This window comes from Vibrio sp. RC586 (assembly GCF_000176715.1).
In the GTDB taxonomy this organism is placed as follows: domain Bacteria; phylum Pseudomonadota; class Gammaproteobacteria; order Enterobacterales; family Vibrionaceae; genus Vibrio.
On the sequence record NZ_ADBD01000014.1, the window covers coordinates 35515 to 54019 of the forward strand.

Genomic DNA, 18505 nt, shown 5'->3' on the forward strand with positions numbered 1-18505 from the left:
GCAAAGCCAATTGCTTGTTTTTTGTGTGATTGTGAAGTGAGCCACTGACCCTTGTGGTCATCGGCGGGTTGTTGCGTGGAGCTTTGGTATTCTATTCAGTTCAGAAATGCTGCGGATGTAAGCAATAAAATTAAAAGGTTTGACCAGTTTCTGGTATTCTTGGCGCGCAAAAAAACAATACCGCACGATGGTGCACTCTCACGCTGGCCGTTAGAGAGGAAGTACAGTCGGGCTTATTTAAAGAATCTTGAGGCTTTGAACTCTATGTCTTCAGGACACCTATTATCCCGCTCACTATTGAAATTGCCGATGTCGGTGCTGGTGAAAGGGACGGCGATTCCGTCTAATCCGATCCAAGATCTGGATATCGATACTCAAAAACCAGTGATTTACGCCTTACCGTTTCGCTCAAACGTTGATCTGCTGACGTTGCAAACTCACGCTAAAGACGCTGGCCTGCCTGACCCGCTAGAACCACTGGTGGTGAATGGCAAAGCTTTCCAACGCTATGTGTTTATTGCCTCACGCCCGACGCTGCTCAATAGTGATCAGCATGTGCCGAATGACTCTATTGCGCTGTTTTCTGAGCTGCTGACCGAGCATAAGCTCGACAGTGAGCTGGATGTGCAAGTCATCCCAGCAACAGTATTGTGGGGTCGCAAGCCGGGTAAAGAGGGGCAAGAGAGGCCCTATTTGCAAGCCTTGAATGGACCGGAAAAGGCGATTGCGGTACTGGTTGCTGGCCGTGACTGCTTGGTGCGTTTTAGCCCAGTGGTTTCGATGCGGTACATGGCGGATACGCACGGCACCGATACCTCGATTGCGCACAAATTGGCTCGTGTAGCACGCATTCACTTTTCTCGGCAAAAACTGGCGGCGTCAGGCCCTAATTTGCCGCAGCGGGCACAACTGTTTGCGCGCTTAATGAACTCTCCCGCGATTGAAAAAGCCATTGCGGATGAAGCGAAATCCAAACAGATCCCGCTCGAAAAAGCGCGCAAAGAAGCGCACGACATTTTGGATGAGATCGCGGCGGATTTTTCATATTCGCTGGTGAAAAAAGGCGATCGCATCTTAGGTTGGCTGTGGAATCGCATCTACCAAGGTTTGAACATCAATAACGCCGCGACTGTGCGCCGTTTGGCGCAAGATGGCCATGAGATTGTCTACGTGCCTTGTCACCGCAGTCATATGGATTACTTGCTGCTTTCTTATGTGCTGTACCATGAAGGCATGGTGCCTCCGCACATTGCCGCGGGCATTAACCTGAACTTTTTCCCGGCGGGGCCGATTTTCCGCCGCGGTGGTGCGTTTTTCATTCGCCGCAGCTTTAAAGGTGCACCACTCTATTCAACGATTTTCCGCGAATACCTCGCGGAGCTGTTTGCGAAAGGCTATTCGGTGGAATACTTCAGCGAAGGTGGCCGCTCGCGTACTGGTCGCTTGCTGCCAGCGAAAACAGGCATGTTGGCGATGACCATTCAAGCCATGTTGCGTGGTCTGAATCGTCCAGTAACTTTAGTACCTGTCTACATCGGCTATGAGCATGTGATGGAAGTGGGTACTTACGCCAAAGAGCTACGTGGTAAACGTAAAGAGAAAGAGAACGCCGGTTTAGTACTGCGTACGTTGCGTAAGCTGCGCAATTTTGGCCAAGGTTACGTGAACTTCGGTGAGCCGATCCCACTCAACCAGTTCTTGAATGAAACCGTTCCACAATGGACGCAAGATATTGACCCGATGGGCGCAAGCAAACCGCAATGGATGACGCCGACGGTGAATAAGCTCGCCACGCGCATGATGACGCACATCAACGATGCCGCGGCAGTGAATGCGATGACCTTGTGTGCAACGGCGTTGCTGGCTTCTCGTCAGCGTGCCTTGGCGCGTGACAACCTGATTAAGCAGGTCGATTGCTACTTATCGCTGCTGCGTAATGTGCCGTATTCAGCGACTTCAACGCTGCCAAGTGATAGCGCAGAAAAGCTGGTTGAGCATGCGGAGTCGCTGGATAAGTTTGTGGTGGAAACCGATACCATGGGCGACATTATTTCGCTGGATCGCAACCAATCGATCCTGATGACTTACTATCGCAACAACATCATCCACTTGTTGGCGCTGCCATCGCTGATCGCTCAGTTGTTGATCCGTCAGCAGAGCGTATCGTTGGAAAAAGTCCAAGCGACCGTCGCACAAATTTATCCTTTCCTGAAACAAGAGCTATTTTTACGTTTTGAGGAAGACGAGCTAAACGATCTGGTACTGCGCTATGTGGCGGAGCTGGCTCGTCAAGGTTTAGTGAGTGTGGAAGGTAAAACCGTCACTCTGAATCAAGCTCAAACGCAAGTGCTCATGCTGCTAGGACGAATTATTTCTGAAACCCTGCAACGTTATGCGATTGCTTTGAACCTTCTGGTTAGTTGCCCACATTTGGGTAAAGCTGAGTTGGAAGAGAAAAGTCAGGAAGTCGCGCAGCGTCTTGGCCGCTTGCATGGCATTAATGCGCCTGAGTTTTTTGATAAAGGGGTATTTGCTTCGTTATTCGTGACGCTCCAAGAGCAGGGATATTTGGATGATCAAGGTCGCTGCGTGTTAGAAACTGCGAAGCCACTCTCTCGTCAGCTTTATGCGCTGATCTACCCAGAAGTGCGAATGACGATTCAAGAGAGTTTGTGTCAGGTTGACGCTTAAACTAAGCGTAGCGAGAACTCTCCAGTAAATAGAACTAAATGAAAAAGGCATCCCATGGATGCCTTTTCTTTTTGTCTTCATTCTGAATGGTTACCAGACACTGAAGAGTATGCCGGCAGTGATCGCCATGCCGACATAGTTGTTATTCAGAAACGCCTGAAAACAAGGCATACGCTCACGATAACGGATCAGATGTTGCTGATAGGCAAACAGTCCGGCTGCGACTAACAGACTCCAGTAGTAGCTTGCGCTAAGTTCTAAACCTTGACCTAAAGCGACCAGTAACCCCAAGGTGGCCAACTGCAGCAGACCTATGATGCGCTTATCCCAACGACCAAATAAGATGGCGGTGGATTTAATGCCAATATTCACATCATCATCTCGATCAACCATCGCATATTGGGTATCGTAAGCCACTGTCCACAGAGCATTAATTAAAAACAGTACCCAGACTTGTGGAGGCAACGTATCCGCTTGAGCGGCCCAAGCCATAGGAATCGACCAACTAAACGCCAACCCCAACACCAATTGAGGTAGGTGGGTAAAGCGCTTCATAAACGGGTAGATAAAGGCTAATAAAATACCAACGAAAGAAAGCTGGATAGTAAGGGTATTCATAGTTAACACGAGCAAGAAAGCCGTGACTGCAAGGATGACAAACAGCCGTAAGGCTTCTTTTGCGGAAACTAACCCGGCAGGTAGTGGGCGTTGGCTGGTGCGTTTCACATGGCCATCGACATGGCGATCAGCAAAATCGTTGATGACACAACCGGCGGAGCGCATCAAGAATACGCCTAGCACAAACACAACGAATACGCGGACATCCGGCAAGCCTTGAGCGGCTAAAAGCAGCGCCCACAGAGTAGGCCAAAGTAAAAGTAGGGAGCCAATTGGGCGATCCATGCGCATCAGTTGCCAGTAAGCACGTGCTTTTACAGCGGTCATTTACACTCTCTCCTTAGAGTAAATCGGGGATGTGGCGAGAAACAGCTCAGTGACCAACATGGGTTTATGATTCATCCATAATCGAGACCGACGAGCGAGTAGTCGTCCCAATTCTGTTTCTACCCAACCTACTTGCAGTGCATCTCGCTTGACATTATCCGCACTAAAGACGGTGAGTCCTAGTGGAATTTGCCCTTGTTGCGTCAAATCGTATTGTTGTTGCTGCATGGATGAGCGAGGAATTAAGGTGTGGCCGAATACCCAAGGTTGTTGGTCTCCACGAATGACCACTTGGCGTAGAAGATACTCCTCTGGTTGAAGTAATTGTAATTCATCCTGGTTTAGCGAGTCGGTTGGCATCATTTGGTTGCTCAGGAGATCGACCGTAAGTTGTTCACAATGGGTTGCCATTAAACGTGATAGTGAGCCTTGTTCAAGCAGCCAGCGCTGGGCTAAAGGGGCAGGAAACTCAATATCATCAGGCTGTTGCCAAGTTACCTGATTAAGAACGGCTAAATAGAGCGAAGTTAATTGATTCATACTATTATTCAATTTGACGCTTTACCCGATTACCCTCGCTACCTGCAATACCACGTAGTTTAGGTATACAATAAAGCTCAGATTTTGATTCCAAACCCAAGAGTTCGAACGCGGAAAGCATTTTATTTACCAAATGGATGCTCTATTGTAACAAGACTCCGGCGGTTCGAGTATTGCGAACAGAATAAAGAGCAGATAGAAATATGCTAAAACGTTATGTCATACAAATAATGCTCGTTTTGAGCTTAATGCTGTCTTTTGCCAGCCATGCCGAAGATCCACCGGCTGCGCCTCAGCTAGCTTATTTCACTTTAGAGCCTGATCTCACGACCAATTTTTTTACCAAAGGTAACAAACTGGGTTATATCCAAGTACGCATCGATATTATGGTGGCGAATGCGGCAGATTTGCCAGTGGTGGAACAGCATCAACCTTTGATCCGTGATGCTGTAGTAGAACTGCTGGGTAAGCAAACTGAAGACACCATCAAATCTTTAGCGGGACGTGAAGATTTGCGTAAGTCACTGGTTAATCGCCTCAACAATATTTTGTTGCCTGAAGTCGGCCGTACTGTGATCGCAGATTTACTGTTTACTAAGTATATCTACCAATAATTTTGGATTTTCATCCAAGATTAATCATGAAAAAGCGGCTTAAGCCGCTTTTTTACTTTCACGCCAAAGACTGCCATTACGCCTGCTGGTAGCGCTTGCTATCCATCCAAGCTAGAACGATGCCACTGATTAAGCCCGCTAAATGTGCGGTGTTGGCAATCGCCATAAACGGTTGAACATAACCCAGCGCCAACCAAATCAGCATAAAACCCATTAATGATCTCGGGAGCGACAGCCCGAGTTGTGGCGAGCGTTGGCCAAGAATCCACAAATATCCTGCTAAAGCGTAAACCACGCCAGATAGGCCCCCAAAATTTGCGCCTTCCACCCAGTATTGTCCCGCACCGGAGACGATGGCTGAAATAATGAATAGTTTTACCAATTTTACAGTGCCGAGACGTTGTTCAATGTCACCACCAAACTGCCACCACCAGAGTAAGTTAAAAGCAATGTGCATGACTGAAAAATGCAGTAAAGCATGGCTTACCCAGCGCCAAATTTGCCACTGCTCACTAGCCTGAGCGGGAAAGTGCAAGGTAGCAAAAATGGCTTCACCAGCGCCAAAGGTCTGTAGAGCGAAAATGGCAATACATAGCGCCATGATCAGCAGTGTAAAGGCACCCGCTTTGGCTTTGATGAGGCTGAGTAAGTTGGGGGAGGCGTAATGAAATTGGGGCCGTTTTTGATCGGCGACTTCCCATGATGCAGCTTGATACTTTTGATCATAAGGGTTTTGTAAAAACGCCTGCAGCTCAACTTGTGCAATATCGATATGTTGATCATTCATTACCCAAAGAGTGAACTGACCACTGGCATCCGGCATCATTTTAATTTCGATCTGATGAGCGGCCATGTAATCAATAAAAGCTTGAGCTGCTCGCGGATTGTTTAAAGTGGTCAGTAAGTGCATCAATAATTAACTCGCTTCAATGGGAAGGTTGGCACGTTGCCAAGCGTCAAAGCCGCCATCCACACTATACACCTCTTCAAATCCTTGGTTAACCAGATATTGGGCCGCACCTTGGCTGCTGATCCCGTGGTAACACATCACTAAAACGGGGTTATCGAAATCGACCTGTTCCATAAATTGCGTCATAGATTGATTAGTGAGATGAAACGCCTCTCGGGCATGGGCAACTTGAAAGGATTGTGGGTCGCGAATGTCGACTAAACGAGCTTGTTTTTGCTCCATCAGGCGTTGTGCAGCATTAACATCGATGTGTGAAAATTGGTCCATAGGTTCGCTCTCATTTGGCATGCAAGACAGTGTAAAGTGTAACCTATTCAAGTTTAGACAAGTACCGAAGAACCGTAGGGTTATCCACTTGTGATTAAAATGACAGCGCTTGTGGGTAATCCTGTGAATTGCGTTGATAAAGTGGTTTTAAAAAAATCGATCCACAATATGTAGCGATGATCCTGATTTTGTTGTGGGTAATTTTAAAAGTATCCCCAATAGAAGTATATCGAGAAAGCCTTGAAAATGGCGGTTTGATGATGGGGATAAATAAACTTTCTCACAGAGTTATCCACAGATTGTTTACGCAACGCGATCCACTCTTCGATCCTCAAAGGGAGAAGATGAATCAAAGATATATGGGGTGAATACAGACGGGTAAGGTGGTTTGGCTGTGAATCCCTAAGTTGACACAAAAAATAGCCTGCATCTGCAAGCTATTTGTTATCTGCATCGTATCTGGAGAGATGAGGTGGTGCATTCGCACCAGTGATATACGCTGAGACGGTGACTATTTGATCTTGATGATCTGCCCACATTCCTTGCACAGATAAACTTCTTTAATACCAAGCAATTTTTGCCAAAGAGTGCGTCGTTTCCGTTGTAAATGATTCGTATGAGTACAATTGAGCATAATGTATAAGTTAACTATGAAAAATTGTTACGGATATTACATTTGACGCACTGCTTAAAAAGTGATCTTAGTTCAATTGTGTGATATGAAATTAAATTAATAAAACTATTATTTGTATAGTTTAAACAGTGAGTTAGCGTTACTTGTGGTGATGGTGCTAACCTCGCCGAAAGTGAGTGAATGAAGCTGAGAAATTTTCTCGCAAATGAGACTGGTAAACTGAGGCTCATTGCGTTTTCCACGATGTGGGACTGGCGCTAAATAAGGGCAGTCCGTTTCTAAAATGACGTAATTAAGATCGAGCTCTGGGATCACCTGATCCATTCCGCTATTTTTAAATGTGCTCACACCACCCAGCCCAAGATGAAAGCCGAGATCATTGATCGCTTTGGCCTCATCGAGCGTGCCGCCAAAGCAGTGAAAAACACCGTATAAGCTGCCATCTTGGGCTTGCTTGAGTAATGCTAATGTCTCGTTGAGCGAATCTCTGGTGTGAATGACCACGGGTAAATCCAGTTCTTTTGTCCAGTTGAGTTGGGTTAAAAACGCCATTTCTTGTTCAGCTTTAAAGGTTTTATCCCAATACAGATCGATACCGATTTCGCCCACGGCGATAAAAGAGTGACGAGAAAACCAATCGTAAATCGTGGTCAAGGTTTGCTTCACATTGGCATCGACATAACAAGGGTGTAAGCCCATCATTGAATGACAAAAATCGGGGTAAGCCTTTTCTGTTGCTAGCATTGGCTCAATCGAATTAAGGTCGATATTCGGCATCAGGATTTTTTCAATACCCGCTTGTCTGGCTCGAGCAATCACTTCATCGCGGTCATGGTCAAATTCACTGGCATAAACATGGGCATGGGTATCTATCATGAAATTATCTCTAGCATTAGGTTTGTAGCGAGTATACGTGAGTGTGAGCACGAGGTCATTTTTGGCTTTTTCCTACTTTGCCGCTAGCATGCCGAGCCGAGAGTGATATGATTTTGCCCAACACTTCCCTCAGCGCCTGATTGTTTAGGCACTGATAACATAAGAAGGAGAGTCGTGTGTCGGTATCCATTCAAGGTCAATTTCCCGGACGTCGTTTGCGCCGTCTGCGCAAACATGATTTCAGTCGTCGTCTTGTGGCAGAAAACCAGTTGTCGGTGAGCGATCTGATTTACCCCATGTTCATTTTGATGGGTAAAGATCGCCGTGAGAAAGTGGACTCCATGCCTGGTGTCGAACGCTTGTCGATCGATTTAATGCTAGAAGAAGCACAATACCTAGCCAATCTTGGTGTGCCGGCGATTGCTCTATTTCCGGTCGTGAACCAAGATGCCAAAAGCTTGTGTGCAACGGAAGCCTATAATCCGGAAGGATTGGTCCAGCGTGCTGTGCGTGCTTTAAAAGAGCATGTGCCCCAAATGGGTGTGATCACCGATGTGGCACTTGATCCATTTACCACCCATGGTCAAGACGGCATCATTGATGATCAAGGTTATGTTCTAAATGACGAAACCACCGAAGTGTTGATCAAGCAAGCTCTGTCTCATGCTGAAGCTGGAGCGGATGTCGTTGCACCTTCCGATATGATGGATGGTCGTATTGGCCGTATTCGTCAGGCGCTGGAAGAGGCTGGATACATTCATACCCAGATCATGGCTTACTCCGCCAAATATGCCTCAAATTACTATGGTCCATTTCGTGATGCAGTAGGGTCATCCGCGAATTTAAAAGGTGGCAACAAGAAAAATTACCAGATGGATCCGGCCAATTCGGATGAAGCCTTGCACGAAGTGGCAATGGACATCAATGAAGGTGCGGATATGGTGATGGTGAAACCCGGCATGCCTTATCTGGATGTTGTGTGCCGAGTCAAAACCGAACTGCAAGTCCCAACTTTTGCTTACCAAGTCTCTGGTGAGTATGCGATGCACAAAGCCGCAATTATGAATGGCTGGCTTAAAGAGCGCGAAACGGTGTTGGAATCCTTACTCTGCTTCAAACGTGCTGGTGCAGATGGTATTTTGACCTATTTTGCTAAAGACGTTGCTCAGTGGTTAGCGGAAGACAATGCGAAAGCGGCGCAATTCCTTGCCAAAAAATAATCTACTTTCCGTGATATAAAAGATGAAGGCTGACGTAAGTCGGCCTTTTTGTTGGGAGAAAATCATGTTGGTTCGTGAAGGGTCTTTGAACGAAGTTACGCAAATTGTGGCGCAAATAAGCGAATTTGCTAAATCGGAAAATGAGCAGAGTCTACAAGCGAGGCTGGAAAATAAGCCTAATTTGGTACTTGTCGCAGAAAACAATGGTGAGCTGCTCGGTTTTAAAATCGGTTATAAGCTTGATTCTGAAACATTTTATAGTTGGTTTGGTGGTGTCGCTCCGGCCGCTCGAGGTCATGGTGTGGCGCAACACTTGCTCGAAGTGCAGGAGGCATGGGTGTTAGAGCGGGGATATAAACGCATTAAAGTTAAATCCCGAAATCAGTTTCCAGACATGTTGCGTTTATTAATAAAAAATGGCTATTTTATTGAAAATTATGAGAAAAAAGATCCAATCATAGAAAGCAGGATCCATTTTAGTAAAGAACTCTAAAAATAAATGAGATTTCTTCTCATTTAATTCTTGACTATTAAATGAGAACTATTATTATTAGGCGTGTCTTAGGGAGCAAACGAAAGTTCACAGGACGTTAGATGACCCTATCTTAGTATGGATTTATGGTGATTTAACGAACGAACTTGAACAGGTTCTTTTTGACACGACATTGCTCACATTGCTTCCAGTGTAATTTTTTAGCTTTTTGGTAAAGCGAATCAATCAATTGGCTTTTACCTTGTTTGCTAGGCGACATCTTCGGGTGTCGCTTTTTCTTTTTATCCCTTTCTATTTGATGCTCTATGTTGTTGACTGCATTTGCTCATCCCAATCACATTACCTATCGGCACACATAGGAGTCACTACTTGGCGTCTATCTATAATTCCAAGCATTTGGGTATACCTCGTGATGTATTAGTTATCCACTATCTTCATATTTTACTTCGTCATCCAGTGAACAAGTGTTCGTTTGGTGAGTAATCATCCACCGTAGTGAGCACGAAGAGAAGAGACTGAGCAAAAGGGCAGCGAGTGTCTTTTCCACAATTGATGATCTGGAAAAGATCATTTTACGCCATTGAGATCCATTTTTTTGTCATTTAAAAACATTATGTTACGTAGCAATTTGATTGTGTTTTTATGAGGTTTAAAGCTGCGTAAAAAAAACTATAAACAAACTTATCCACAGATTGGCGCTGTGCACAGGCCGCTAGGATATCCCCCGAATCGAGCAAAACCAGTAACAACGTAGAATCCAAGCAGTAGTCGTGGCATCCTAGGCTCATTTACTCTCGTTTGGATAACCCTCTTATGGCTCGTATACCTGACAATCCGCTGATTCTGATCGACGGCTCTTCTTATCTTTATCGTGCATTTCACGCTTACCCGGGCACCATGAGTAATGGTGAGATCCCGACAAACGCCATTTATGGTGTGGTGAATATGGTGCGCAGCATGATGCGTCAGTTTGCTTCCGATCGTATCGCAGTAATTTTTGATGCGAAGGGAAAAACCTTCCGGGATGAGATGTACGACCAATACAAGGCGAATCGTCCGCCAATGCCTGATGATCTACGCTGTCAGGTTGAGCCACTGCATCAAGTGATCCGCGCGATGGGATTACCCTTGCTGGCGATTGAGGGTGTTGAAGCGGATGACGTGATTGGAACATTGGCGCGTCAAGCCTCACAAGCGGGTATGCCCGTTTTGATCAGTACCGGCGATAAAGACATGGCCCAGTTGGTGGATGAGAACATTACCCTGATTAATACCATGACCAATGTGGTGCTGGATCGCGAAGGTGTGATTGAAAAGTTCGGTATTCCACCTGAGTTGATCATCGACTACCTTGCCTTGATGGGCGATAAAGTGGATAACATTCCGGGCGTACCGGGTGTGGGTGAGAAAACCGCGACAGCACTCCTGCAAGGTATTGGTGGTTTGGAAGATCTATACGCCAATTTAGATAAAATCGCTGCTTTAGGTTTCCGTGGTTCAAAAACCATGGCGCAAAAGCTGGAAGAGAACCGTGACAATGCCAATCTTTCTTACCAACTCGCTACGATTAAATGCGATGTGGAGTTGGAAGAGTCACCACAAACACTGCTTAAGCAGACTCCCGATCGTGATGCACTGATGACATGGTACGGGAAGTTAGCGTTCAAATCTTGGCTGACAGAATTACTCGATGGTGGTACTGGAATTGTGACTGCTGACGAGCAAGCGAAAGTCTCTTCAGTGACTGCGTCAAACACCGCAAACAATGCGGCTAGTCATGGCGCAGCGATTCCTGCAAGCCCAGCAGTGCAGATCGATCGCAGCCAGTATCAAACAATCCTTAACGAGCAAGATTTCAATCTGTGGTTGGAAAAATTACAGCAAGCTGAACTGTTTGCCTTTGATACCGAAACCGACAGCCTCGATTACATGGTTGCAAACTTGGTTGGGGTGTCGTGTGCTGTAGCGGAAGGTGAAGCGGCTTATATTCCTGTGGCGCACGATTATCTGGATGCGCCGCAGCAGTTGGATCGCGAGTGGGTGATCGCCCAGCTTAAACCTCTGCTTGAAGATGAAAGCAAAGCCAAAGTCGGCCAGAACCTCAAATACGATGCGAGCGTGATAGCGCGCTACGGCGTTGAGTTGCGCGGTATTCGCCATGACACCATGTTGCAATCCTACGTATATAACAGCGTAGGCGGCAAACATGATATGGATAGCTTAGCGCTGCGTTTCCTGCAGCACAGTTGCATCTCCTTTGAGCAAATCGCCGGTAAAGGCAAAAATCAGCTCACTTTTAACCAAATTGATCTGCAAGAAGCCGCTCAGTACGCCGCAGAAGATGCGGATGTAACTTTGCGTTTACATCAGCGCATCAGCCCGCTGATTGAACAAGACAGCAAGCTTGAACAAGTGTATCGTGAAATTGAAATGCCGCTCGTTCCTGTGCTGTCACGCATTGAACGCACAGGTGTTATGATCAACGACATGCTGCTCAGTGCTCAATCACAGGAAATTGCGTTGCGTCTCGATGAGTTGGAAAAAAAGGCGTATGAACTGGCTGGCCAGCCATTCAACCTCAGCTCACCGAAGCAACTGCAAACCATTTTGTTTGAGCAAATGAAGCTGCCTGTCTTGCAAAAAACGCCATCAGGTACTCCTTCAACTAATGAAGAAGTGTTGCAAGAGCTGGCCTTGGATTACCCACTGCCGAAAGTGCTGATTGAGTATCGTGGTCTGGCTAAACTCAAATCGACCTATACCGATAAGCTGCCCAAAATGATTAACCCCAATACAGGGCGTGTGCATACTTCCTACCATCAAGCTGTCACGGCTACGGGGCGTCTTTCATCGACGGATCCAAACCTACAAAACATCCCTGTGCGTAATGAAGAAGGACGTCGCATTCGCCAAGCGTTCGTTGCACCGCATGGTTGGAAAATCATGGCCGTCGACTACTCACAAATTGAGCTGCGCATCATGGCGCATCTGTCGGGTGATCAGGCATTACTCGATGCCTTCCGTGAAGGGAAAGATATTCATGCTGCCACGGCGGCTGAAATCATTGGTGTGCCGATAGAGCAAGTCAGCAGTGAGCAGCGGCGTCGCGCCAAAGCTGTTAACTTTGGCTTGATCTACGGCATGAGTGCGTTTGGTTTGGCAAAACAGCTCGGTATTCCACGCGGTGAAGCGCAAGAGTATATGGATAAATACTTCGAGCGTTATCCAGGTGTGATGCAGTACATGGAAGACACGCGCAGTCGCGCTGCGGAATTGGGTTATGTTGAAACCATTTTTGGTCGTCGCTTACACCTGCCTGAAATTACTTCGCGTAATGGGATGCGTCGAAAAGCGGCAGAGCGAGCCGCGATTAACGCGCCAATGCAAGGCACTGCGGCAGACATCATCAAAAAAGCGATGCTGCTGGTCGATGAGTGGATTCAGCGAGAGGGTGATGGTCGTGTCAAATTGCTGATGCAAGTACACGATGAACTGGTCTTTGAAGTTGAAGAGTCATCTTTATCCGAAATTGAAAGTAAAGTACAACAGCTGATGGAATCAGCAGCAGAGCTTGCTGTACCACTGGTTGCTGAGGCTGGACACGGAGATAACTGGGATCAGGCCCATTAGTTGATTTTTTCAGCGAAATTCCTCAGGAATATGAGCCGGCGCACGTTCGCTGGCTTTTTTTATGGCTAAAAAAAGTTTACCAAGCTCAGACAGTTATGTTGTTAACCTAAAAATCAATGAAAAAAAACTACAAAAAATATTTTCAATTCTGACCAATTGTTGTACATTAACGCTCGTAGGGTACAGAGGTAAGATGTTCTATCTTTCAGACCTTTTGTTTCACGTTATTGGATTAGGCTGATTCAGCCGCCCCAGTCACCATTTGACTGGGGCGTTTTTTATTGGGCGTAATTCAAGTGTTCTAGCCTATTTTGGCCTTTCTTTTTATTTCTACTTAACCTCGCTTAATGCTGTAACTTAGCTCAGATTGAGTTACAAAAGGCATTGCATTCTGTAATTAAGCACCATTCACACTTTTATTATTTCTAGATAGAAAGTAAGTCTTATCGAATGACGATTCTATCGAAATAAACAAACATTACTTATTGAGATATAAGGAAAGATCGCTGTGGATGGGCGGTTTGATGAGTGTTTTGTGCTGGCTTGATATTTAGGCGTCTTTGCTGAATGCTTAACGACATAACAATAACAACTGTTTTCTCTCCCGTTGCCCCACCAGGATGGTGGGGATTTTGTTTTTTCTCTTCAGCTCTTAATTGGTCTCAACTTAGTCACAATAAAAACCCCGCTAATGCGAGGTCATCATGGCAAAATGCTGAGATTATTGGCCAGCAGACTCTTCGGGTTGCTCTCCCTCTGCTTGCTCTGCAAGCGCTGCCAACATTGGGGCATACCACTCATCCAACTTCGCGCGCAGCGTATCGACACCAATTCCGCTTAGTGACGAAAATGCATCTACCGCGACATCGCCGCCAAACTGTTTAGCGTCTTCACGCACTTTCAAAACTTGCGCTTTGCGAGCACCACTTTTCAGTTTATCCGCTTTGGTGAGCATCACTTGTACTGGGATGCCACACTCGACAGCCCAGATAATCAGTTGCTGATCGAGATCTTTCATCGGGTGGCGAATATCCATCAGCACCACTAAACCTTTTAAGCACTGACGTCTTTGTAGGTATTCACCGAGCGCTCTTTGCCACTTTAGTTTCATCTCTAGTGGTACTTGAGCAAAGCCATATCCCGGTAAATCGACGATATGGCAACCCTCTGCTACTTTAAAAAGGTTAATCAACTGAGTACGACCCGGAGTCTTACTGGTTTTGGCCAGGTTTTTCTGGTTGGTCAGGCGATTAAGGGAACTTGACTTACCAGCGTTAGAGCGTCCTGCGAACGCAATTTCGATACCTTCATCTTCAGGAAGATGGCGAATATCAGGCGCACTGGTAATGAAATGCGTGTTCTGGTAATGAATTTTTACGCTCACTGTGTTAACTCCATCTCGACTTTGTGTAGTCGATTGATTACTTTTTTGTGAAATTGTGTAAAATAACCGTGCTCGGCATAAGGTCGCCTATTGTACCATGAGTGGTACCCCAGAGTGGTACTGGAAGCTTGATAATTATAAATGGAATGTCATGAAGAAATTAGCGCTAATCTTGAGTGTTTTAGCCAGCTGCTCTGTATGGGCCCAAGGTAGTATCGAAGCTGGTAAAGCCAAATCTTTAACCTGTGCTGCCTGCCACGGTGCAGACGGTAACAGCCAATTAACTATTTACCCTAAACTGGCAGGGCAACATGAGAAGTACCTTGAAAAGCAACTCAAGGAACTGAAACTGGGTGCTGCTAGCGGTGGAAAACAAGGTCGTTACGATCCGGTGATGAGTGCAATGGCAATGCCTCTGAGCGATGAAGATATCGCAGATTTGGCGGCTTACTTTGCCTCCATGCCAACCTCTGCAAACACCACACCAGAAGATGTCGTTGCACAAGGTAAAGTGCTCTACAGCGCTGGAGATGCATCGCGTGGTTTGACGGCGTGTATTGCGTGTCACGGTCCTCGTGGTGATGGTACTGAGTCATCTGGCTTCCCGAAAATTTCAGGGCAGCATGCCGACTATATTAAAGCACAGCTAGAAAAATTCCGTTCAGGGACACGTGCTAACGATATGAACGAGATGATGCGTGATGTGGCGCATAAGCTGACGGATACGGATATTGATATCCTATCGAAATACGTAGGTGGCTTGCACTAATTCGGCAATACGAGCAAAAAATACCAAACAGCCCTAGTGACCTTACTAGGGCTGTTGCTTTTCTGGCGCTGAGAATCTTATCTCTCCCCCTTACTTCATGTGATTTTGCGTTTTTTGTTTAGGTTGATGAGAAAATCGCCTTTTACACTCCACTCTAAGGGGAGTTTCTGGTATGTTGCGCATCCCGTTGGAGGAGGTCAGCATGCATTCGTGCCCGTTATGTCACAGTGAAAACAGCCAAGCGTATTTTGTAGATAAGCATCGTCGCTATTTTCAATGTCAGCAGTGTGCGCTGGTGTATGTCGATCCAGAACAGCGCTTAAGTGCGGAGCGAGAAAAAGGCTTCTATGACTTGCATCAGAACATTCCTAGTGATGAAGGCTATCGACGCTTTTTATCACGAGTCTGTTCGCCTATGCTTGAGAGGCTGCCTCCCCAATCTCAAGGGTTAGATTTTGGCTGTGGGCCAGGCCCCACTTTATCGCTGATGTTAGAAGAAGCGGGACACTCCGTGGCGTTGTACGATATCTTCTATCATCCGGATACTGAGGTGTTGAACCGCCAATACGATTTTATGACTGCGACCGAGGTGATTGAGCATCTACATGATCCTCACCGAGTGTGGCAGCAATGGTTAAATTTAGTTAAGCCAGGCGGCTGGATTGGTCTGATGACAAAAATGGTCAAAGACTTGGACGCATTTGCTGGTTGGCACTACAAAAATGATCTCACCCATGTGATCTTTTTCAGTCGTGCCACGTTTCAGTATCTGGCTGAGCGGGATAAGCTCGAACTTGAATTTATTGGTAATGATGTAATTTTACTGAGGAAACCCCAGTAATGAGTCGCTCAAAGAAATCGAGAAAACCGGGTACCAACAGTAACGACCAACTGGTCGTGGTACGTACGCGCAGCGAATCCGAAGTGGAAAGCCGTCTGCGTAAAAAACTGAAAAAGCGCAAAGGCTTAAAGTCAGGTAGCCGTCATTCAGAAAGCACTGAAAACCAAGTGCGCCAAGGGACGCAGAAGCGTGATCCACGTTTGGGCAGCAAAAAGCCAATTCCATTGATTGTTGAAGCGCCGAAGAAGCTCAATAAACAAGAGCGTAAACTGGCGGCTGAGCAAGAGCTGGCGATGCTGGAAAAAGATGCACAACTGAATGTGTTGCTCGACCGACTCGACAACGGTGAGAAGCTAGGTATTGGCTTGCAGAAATACGTTGATGAGAAATTAGATCGCATCGAAATGCTGATGGATCAACTGGGTCTGTTGGACGATGAGCCAGTGGAAGAGCCTGCACCACAAGCTAAACCGAGCAAAAAGCGCAAAACAGAAGACGATTTGCTCTCTGAGTTTGAACAGCTGGATGTCGATAAGTACCAAGATTAAGGAGCAGTGATGAACGGGATGCTACTCGCCAGCGTGGGTGGTGCCATTATCGTGGCGCTCGCCAGTTACGCTGCTTATTTGTTGTGGCAAGTGAAAAAACAGCAAGCGCTGCAGTTGCAACATCAACAGTTAGCGATTGAAAAGCGTAATGCGAACATCTTTGATAGCGTTAATATCCTTTGCATGGCGGGTATTCAAGGGCAGTGCGATCTGTCGGAAATCAGTATCCGTGTTTATTGCATTATGGATTATGTGCAGGGTGAACAGCGCGTCAATTTTGAACAAGAGTATCCCGCAATCTCTGAACTGTATCATCTGGTGAAAGACATGGCGCGCGGTGATGCGCGCCAAGAATTACCAAAGCAAGAGCGAATGAAGCAGAATCTGGAACGCACTAAAGCAGAAAGTCGTCTGCAAGAGGCAATCGTTGAAGAGCTCACTGCACTCAAACAGCGCATCCAGCCGCTGAATAACCAAATCGCGATTCAGATGGTGTGAAACTAACCCGAAAGGGGGAGTGATCACGCTAGCAGAATCGAATATTTTGTTGCCAAATCCTGTTCTGCTGCCCGACGCCTGTCAATGTCGTGTGGCAGAATAGCCTGTCAAGAATTGAGCAAAACGGAAAGATTCACTATGTCGTCGTATGTCGTACCCAGCCAACAGATCGTATGGGATCAGGCCATTCTGGATAAGTACAACTACTCCGGTCCGCGTTACACTTCATACCCGACTGCGGTTGAGTTTCATGAAGCCTTTACTATCGCTGACTTTGATATGGCTTGTACTCAGTACCCAGAGCGGCCTCTGTCGCTTTATATCCATATCCCGTTTTGCCATAAGCTTTGCTACTACTGTGGCTGTAACAAGGTCATTACTCGTCATTCGCACAAAGCGGATGAATACCTTGATGTGCTTGAGCATGAAATTCGCCAACGCGCATCATTGCTGACGGGGAGAAATGTTACTCAGCTGCACTTTGGCGGTGGCACTCCAACTTTCTTGACCAATGCACAGATCAGCCGTTTGATGACGCTGCTACGCAGTGAATTCGACTTTGCTGATGATGCTGAGATCAGTATTGAAATCGATCCGCGTGAAATTCAGTTAGAGGTGCTTGATCACTTGCGCCAAGAAGGCTTTAACCGAGTCAGCATTGGTGTGCAGGATTTCAATAAAGAAGTGCAGAAGCTGGTTAATCGTGAACAGGATGAGCAGTTTATTTTTGCTTTGGTTGAGCGTGCAAAACAGCTTGGTTTCCGTTCGACCAACCTCGATCTGATTTACGGCTTACCTAAACAAACCGCGGAAACTTTTGCTCAGACTTTGCAACAAGTGCTGACTATGCAGCCGGGGCGTTTGTCGGTGTTTAACTACGCGCACATGCCACAACTGTTCGCGGCACAGCGCAAAATTAAAGATGCGGATTTACCTGCCGCAGAAGAAAAACTGGCGATTTTACAGCAGACGATTGCCACTCTGACTGGCGCGGGTTATCAGTTCATCGGTATGGATCACTTTGCCTTGCCGGATGATGAGTTGGCTGTTGCTCAACGTAACGGTATTTTGCATCGTAACTTCCAAGGCTACACCACCCAAGGTGAGTGTGACTTAGTTGGCTTTGGGGTTTCCGCGATTTCTATGGTGGGCGATGCGTACGCGCAAAACCAGAAAGAGCTGAAAAAATACTATGCACAAGTCAATGAGATGCGTCATGCACTGTGGAAAGGTGTGGCGCTCGATAAAGATGATTTGCTGCGCCGTGAAGTGATTAAGCAGCTTATTTGTAACTTCAAGCTTGATAAAACCGAGATTGAGCGCGAGTTCAATCTGCGTTTCAATCACTACTTCCGTCAGGATTTAGCTCTGCTACAAACCTTTATTGACGACGAGTTGGTGACGGTGGATGAAAAAATGATTGAAGTGACTCTGCGTGGTCGTTTGTTAATTCGCAACATCTGTATGTGTTTTGATAAATACCTGCGTGAGCGGGCACGTCAGCAGCAGTTTTCACGAGTCATTTAAGACTGCATTCAAACAACAAGGCCACCGCATGCGGTGGCCTTGTTGTTTCTTATGCTAC

At 46.4% G+C, this 18505-nt stretch carries 17 protein-coding genes; 11 read left to right on the top strand and 6 right to left on the bottom strand.

Features of this window, described 5'->3' with window-relative positions:
• The first annotated feature begins 264 nt into the window (after positions 1-264).
• Positions 265-2691 (top strand): glycerol-3-phosphate 1-O-acyltransferase PlsB, encoded by a 2427-nt coding sequence (gene plsB / locus VOA_RS00970; RefSeq protein ID WP_032468427.1) that lies wholly within the window; start codon positions 265-267, stop codon positions 2689-2691.
• A 90-nt stretch (positions 2692-2781) separates the two neighbouring features.
• Here the strand turns inward: plsB and ubiA are convergent, their stop codons facing one another.
• Together ubiA and VOA_RS00960 are read right to left on the bottom strand one after the other, a co-directional pair.
• Positions 2782-3636: a 4-hydroxybenzoate octaprenyltransferase gene (ubiA, locus tag VOA_RS00965; protein ID WP_000127682.1), complete on the bottom strand. Its 855-nt coding sequence runs from the start codon at positions 3634-3636 to the stop codon at positions 2782-2784.
• Positions 3637-4176 (bottom strand): chorismate lyase, encoded by a 540-nt coding sequence (locus VOA_RS00960; RefSeq protein WP_001072884.1) that lies wholly within the window; start codon positions 4174-4176, stop codon positions 3637-3639.
• Positions 4177-4379: 203 nt separating this feature from the next.
• On the opposite strand from VOA_RS00960, the gene VOA_RS00950 reads away from it, so the two are divergent.
• A complete protein-coding gene (locus tag VOA_RS00950) occupies positions 4380-4790 on the top strand; it encodes a flagellar basal body-associated protein FliL (RefSeq protein ID WP_009356185.1) in 411 nt (136 codons plus the stop codon).
• Positions 4791-4866: 76 nt separating this feature from the next.
• Here VOA_RS00950 and glpG read toward each other — a convergent pair whose 3' ends face one another.
• The 3 genes from glpG to VOA_RS00935 all read right to left on the bottom strand — a co-directional run bounded on the left by glpG (position 4867) and on the right by VOA_RS00935 (position 7537).
• Positions 4867-5700, bottom strand: a complete 834-nt coding sequence (gene glpG, locus VOA_RS00945) for a rhomboid family intramembrane serine protease GlpG (protein WP_000550463.1) — start codon at positions 5698-5700, stop codon at positions 4867-4869.
• A 6-nt stretch (positions 5701-5706) separates the two neighbouring features.
• Positions 5707-6027 (bottom strand): thiosulfate sulfurtransferase GlpE, encoded by a 321-nt coding sequence (gene glpE / locus VOA_RS00940; protein WP_000371952.1) that lies wholly within the window; start codon positions 6025-6027, stop codon positions 5707-5709.
• 742 nt (positions 6028-6769) lie between these two features.
• Positions 6770-7537: a TatD family hydrolase gene (locus VOA_RS00935; RefSeq protein ID WP_000567372.1), complete on the bottom strand. Its 768-nt coding sequence runs from the start codon at positions 7535-7537 to the stop codon at positions 6770-6772.
• Positions 7538-7713: 176 nt separating this feature from the next.
• On the opposite strand from VOA_RS00935, the gene hemB reads away from it, so the two are divergent.
• The 4 genes from hemB (at position 7714) to VOA_RS20535 (ending at position 13121) form a co-directional block, all read left to right on the top strand.
• Positions 7714-8757 carry a porphobilinogen synthase gene (gene hemB, locus VOA_RS00930; protein ID WP_000116556.1) on the top strand — a complete coding sequence of 348 codons (1044 nt, stop codon included), beginning with the start codon at positions 7714-7716 and terminating at the stop codon, positions 8755-8757.
• Between the two features lie 64 nt (positions 8758-8821).
• Positions 8822-9250: a GNAT family N-acetyltransferase gene (locus VOA_RS00925; RefSeq protein ID WP_000961019.1), complete on the top strand. Its 429-nt coding sequence runs from the start codon at positions 8822-8824 to the stop codon at positions 9248-9250.
• Between the two features lie 813 nt (positions 9251-10063).
• On the top strand, positions 10064-12880 hold the full coding sequence (gene polA, locus VOA_RS00920; RefSeq protein WP_000101222.1) for a DNA polymerase I: 2817 nt from the start codon (positions 10064-10066) through the stop codon (positions 12878-12880).
• A gap of 193 nt (positions 12881-13073) precedes the next feature.
• The gene (locus tag VOA_RS20535) at positions 13074-13121 is read left to right on the top strand and encodes a hypothetical protein (protein ID WP_438356636.1); all 48 of its coding nucleotides are present in this window, start codon (positions 13074-13076) and stop codon (positions 13119-13121) included.
• Positions 13122-13601: 480 nt separating this feature from the next.
• Here the strand turns inward: VOA_RS20535 and yihA are convergent, their stop codons facing one another.
• Positions 13602-14264 carry a ribosome biogenesis GTP-binding protein YihA/YsxC gene (yihA, locus tag VOA_RS00915; RefSeq protein ID WP_000111638.1) on the bottom strand — a complete coding sequence of 221 codons (663 nt, stop codon included), beginning with the start codon at positions 14262-14264 and terminating at the stop codon, positions 13602-13604.
• Positions 14265-14415: 151 nt separating this feature from the next.
• Between yihA and VOA_RS00910 the strand changes: the two genes are divergently transcribed.
• The 5 genes from VOA_RS00910 to hemN all read left to right on the top strand — a co-directional run bounded on the left by VOA_RS00910 (position 14416) and on the right by hemN (position 18447).
• Complete coding sequence (locus VOA_RS00910; protein ID WP_000731848.1) at positions 14416-15033, top strand: c-type cytochrome; 618 nt, start codon at positions 14416-14418, stop codon at positions 15031-15033.
• Positions 15034-15235: 202 nt separating this feature from the next.
• The gene (locus VOA_RS00905; protein WP_000555166.1) at positions 15236-15874 is read left to right on the top strand and encodes a class I SAM-dependent methyltransferase; all 639 of its coding nucleotides are present in this window, start codon (positions 15236-15238) and stop codon (positions 15872-15874) included.
• Positions 15874-16422 (top strand): Der GTPase-activating protein YihI, encoded by a 549-nt coding sequence (gene yihI, locus VOA_RS00900; protein ID WP_000091437.1) that lies wholly within the window; start codon positions 15874-15876, stop codon positions 16420-16422. Before VOA_RS00905 ends, yihI begins: the two co-directional genes overlap by 1 nt.
• A gap of 9 nt (positions 16423-16431) precedes the next feature.
• A complete protein-coding gene (locus VOA_RS00895) occupies positions 16432-16920 on the top strand; it encodes a DUF2489 domain-containing protein (protein ID WP_001013979.1) in 489 nt (162 codons plus the stop codon).
• 138 nt (positions 16921-17058) lie between these two features.
• Positions 17059-18447, top strand: a complete 1389-nt coding sequence (gene hemN / locus VOA_RS00890; protein WP_000100656.1) for an oxygen-independent coproporphyrinogen III oxidase — start codon at positions 17059-17061, stop codon at positions 18445-18447.
• Positions 18448-18505 lie beyond the last annotated feature (58 nt).

Bases quoted from the DNA above. Each gene is read 5' to 3' on its own strand.
- hemN (WP_000100656.1), top strand. From the start codon at position 17,059: ATGTCGTCGTATGTCGTACCCAGCCAACAGATCGTATGGGATCAGGCC.
- glpG (WP_000550463.1), bottom strand. From the start codon at position 5,700: ATGCACTTACTGACCACTTTAAACAATCCGCGAGCAGCTCAAGCTTTT.
- VOA_RS00895 (WP_001013979.1), top strand. From the start codon at position 16,432: ATGAACGGGATGCTACTCGCCAGCGTGGGTGGTGCCATTATCGTGGCG.
- VOA_RS00925 (WP_000961019.1), top strand. From the start codon at position 8,822: ATGTTGGTTCGTGAAGGGTCTTTGAACGAAGTTACGCAAATTGTGGCG.
- VOA_RS00935 (WP_000567372.1), bottom strand. From the start codon at position 7,537: ATGATAGATACCCATGCCCATGTTTATGCCAGTGAATTTGACCATGAC.
- yihI (WP_000091437.1), top strand. From the start codon at position 15,874: ATGAGTCGCTCAAAGAAATCGAGAAAACCGGGTACCAACAGTAACGAC.
- glpE (WP_000371952.1), bottom strand. From the start codon at position 6,027: ATGGACCAATTTTCACACATCGATGTTAATGCTGCACAACGCCTGATG.
- plsB (WP_032468427.1), top strand. From the start codon at position 265: ATGTCTTCAGGACACCTATTATCCCGCTCACTATTGAAATTGCCGATG.
- VOA_RS00910 (WP_000731848.1), top strand. From the start codon at position 14,416: ATGAAGAAATTAGCGCTAATCTTGAGTGTTTTAGCCAGCTGCTCTGTA.
- VOA_RS00905 (WP_000555166.1), top strand. From the start codon at position 15,236: ATGCATTCGTGCCCGTTATGTCACAGTGAAAACAGCCAAGCGTATTTT.
- VOA_RS00960 (WP_001072884.1), bottom strand. From the start codon at position 4,176: ATGAATCAATTAACTTCGCTCTATTTAGCCGTTCTTAATCAGGTAACT.
- polA (WP_000101222.1), top strand. From the start codon at position 10,064: ATGGCTCGTATACCTGACAATCCGCTGATTCTGATCGACGGCTCTTCT.
- ubiA (WP_000127682.1), bottom strand. From the start codon at position 3,636: ATGACCGCTGTAAAAGCACGTGCTTACTGGCAACTGATGCGCATGGAT.
- VOA_RS00950 (WP_009356185.1), top strand. From the start codon at position 4,380: ATGCTAAAACGTTATGTCATACAAATAATGCTCGTTTTGAGCTTAATG.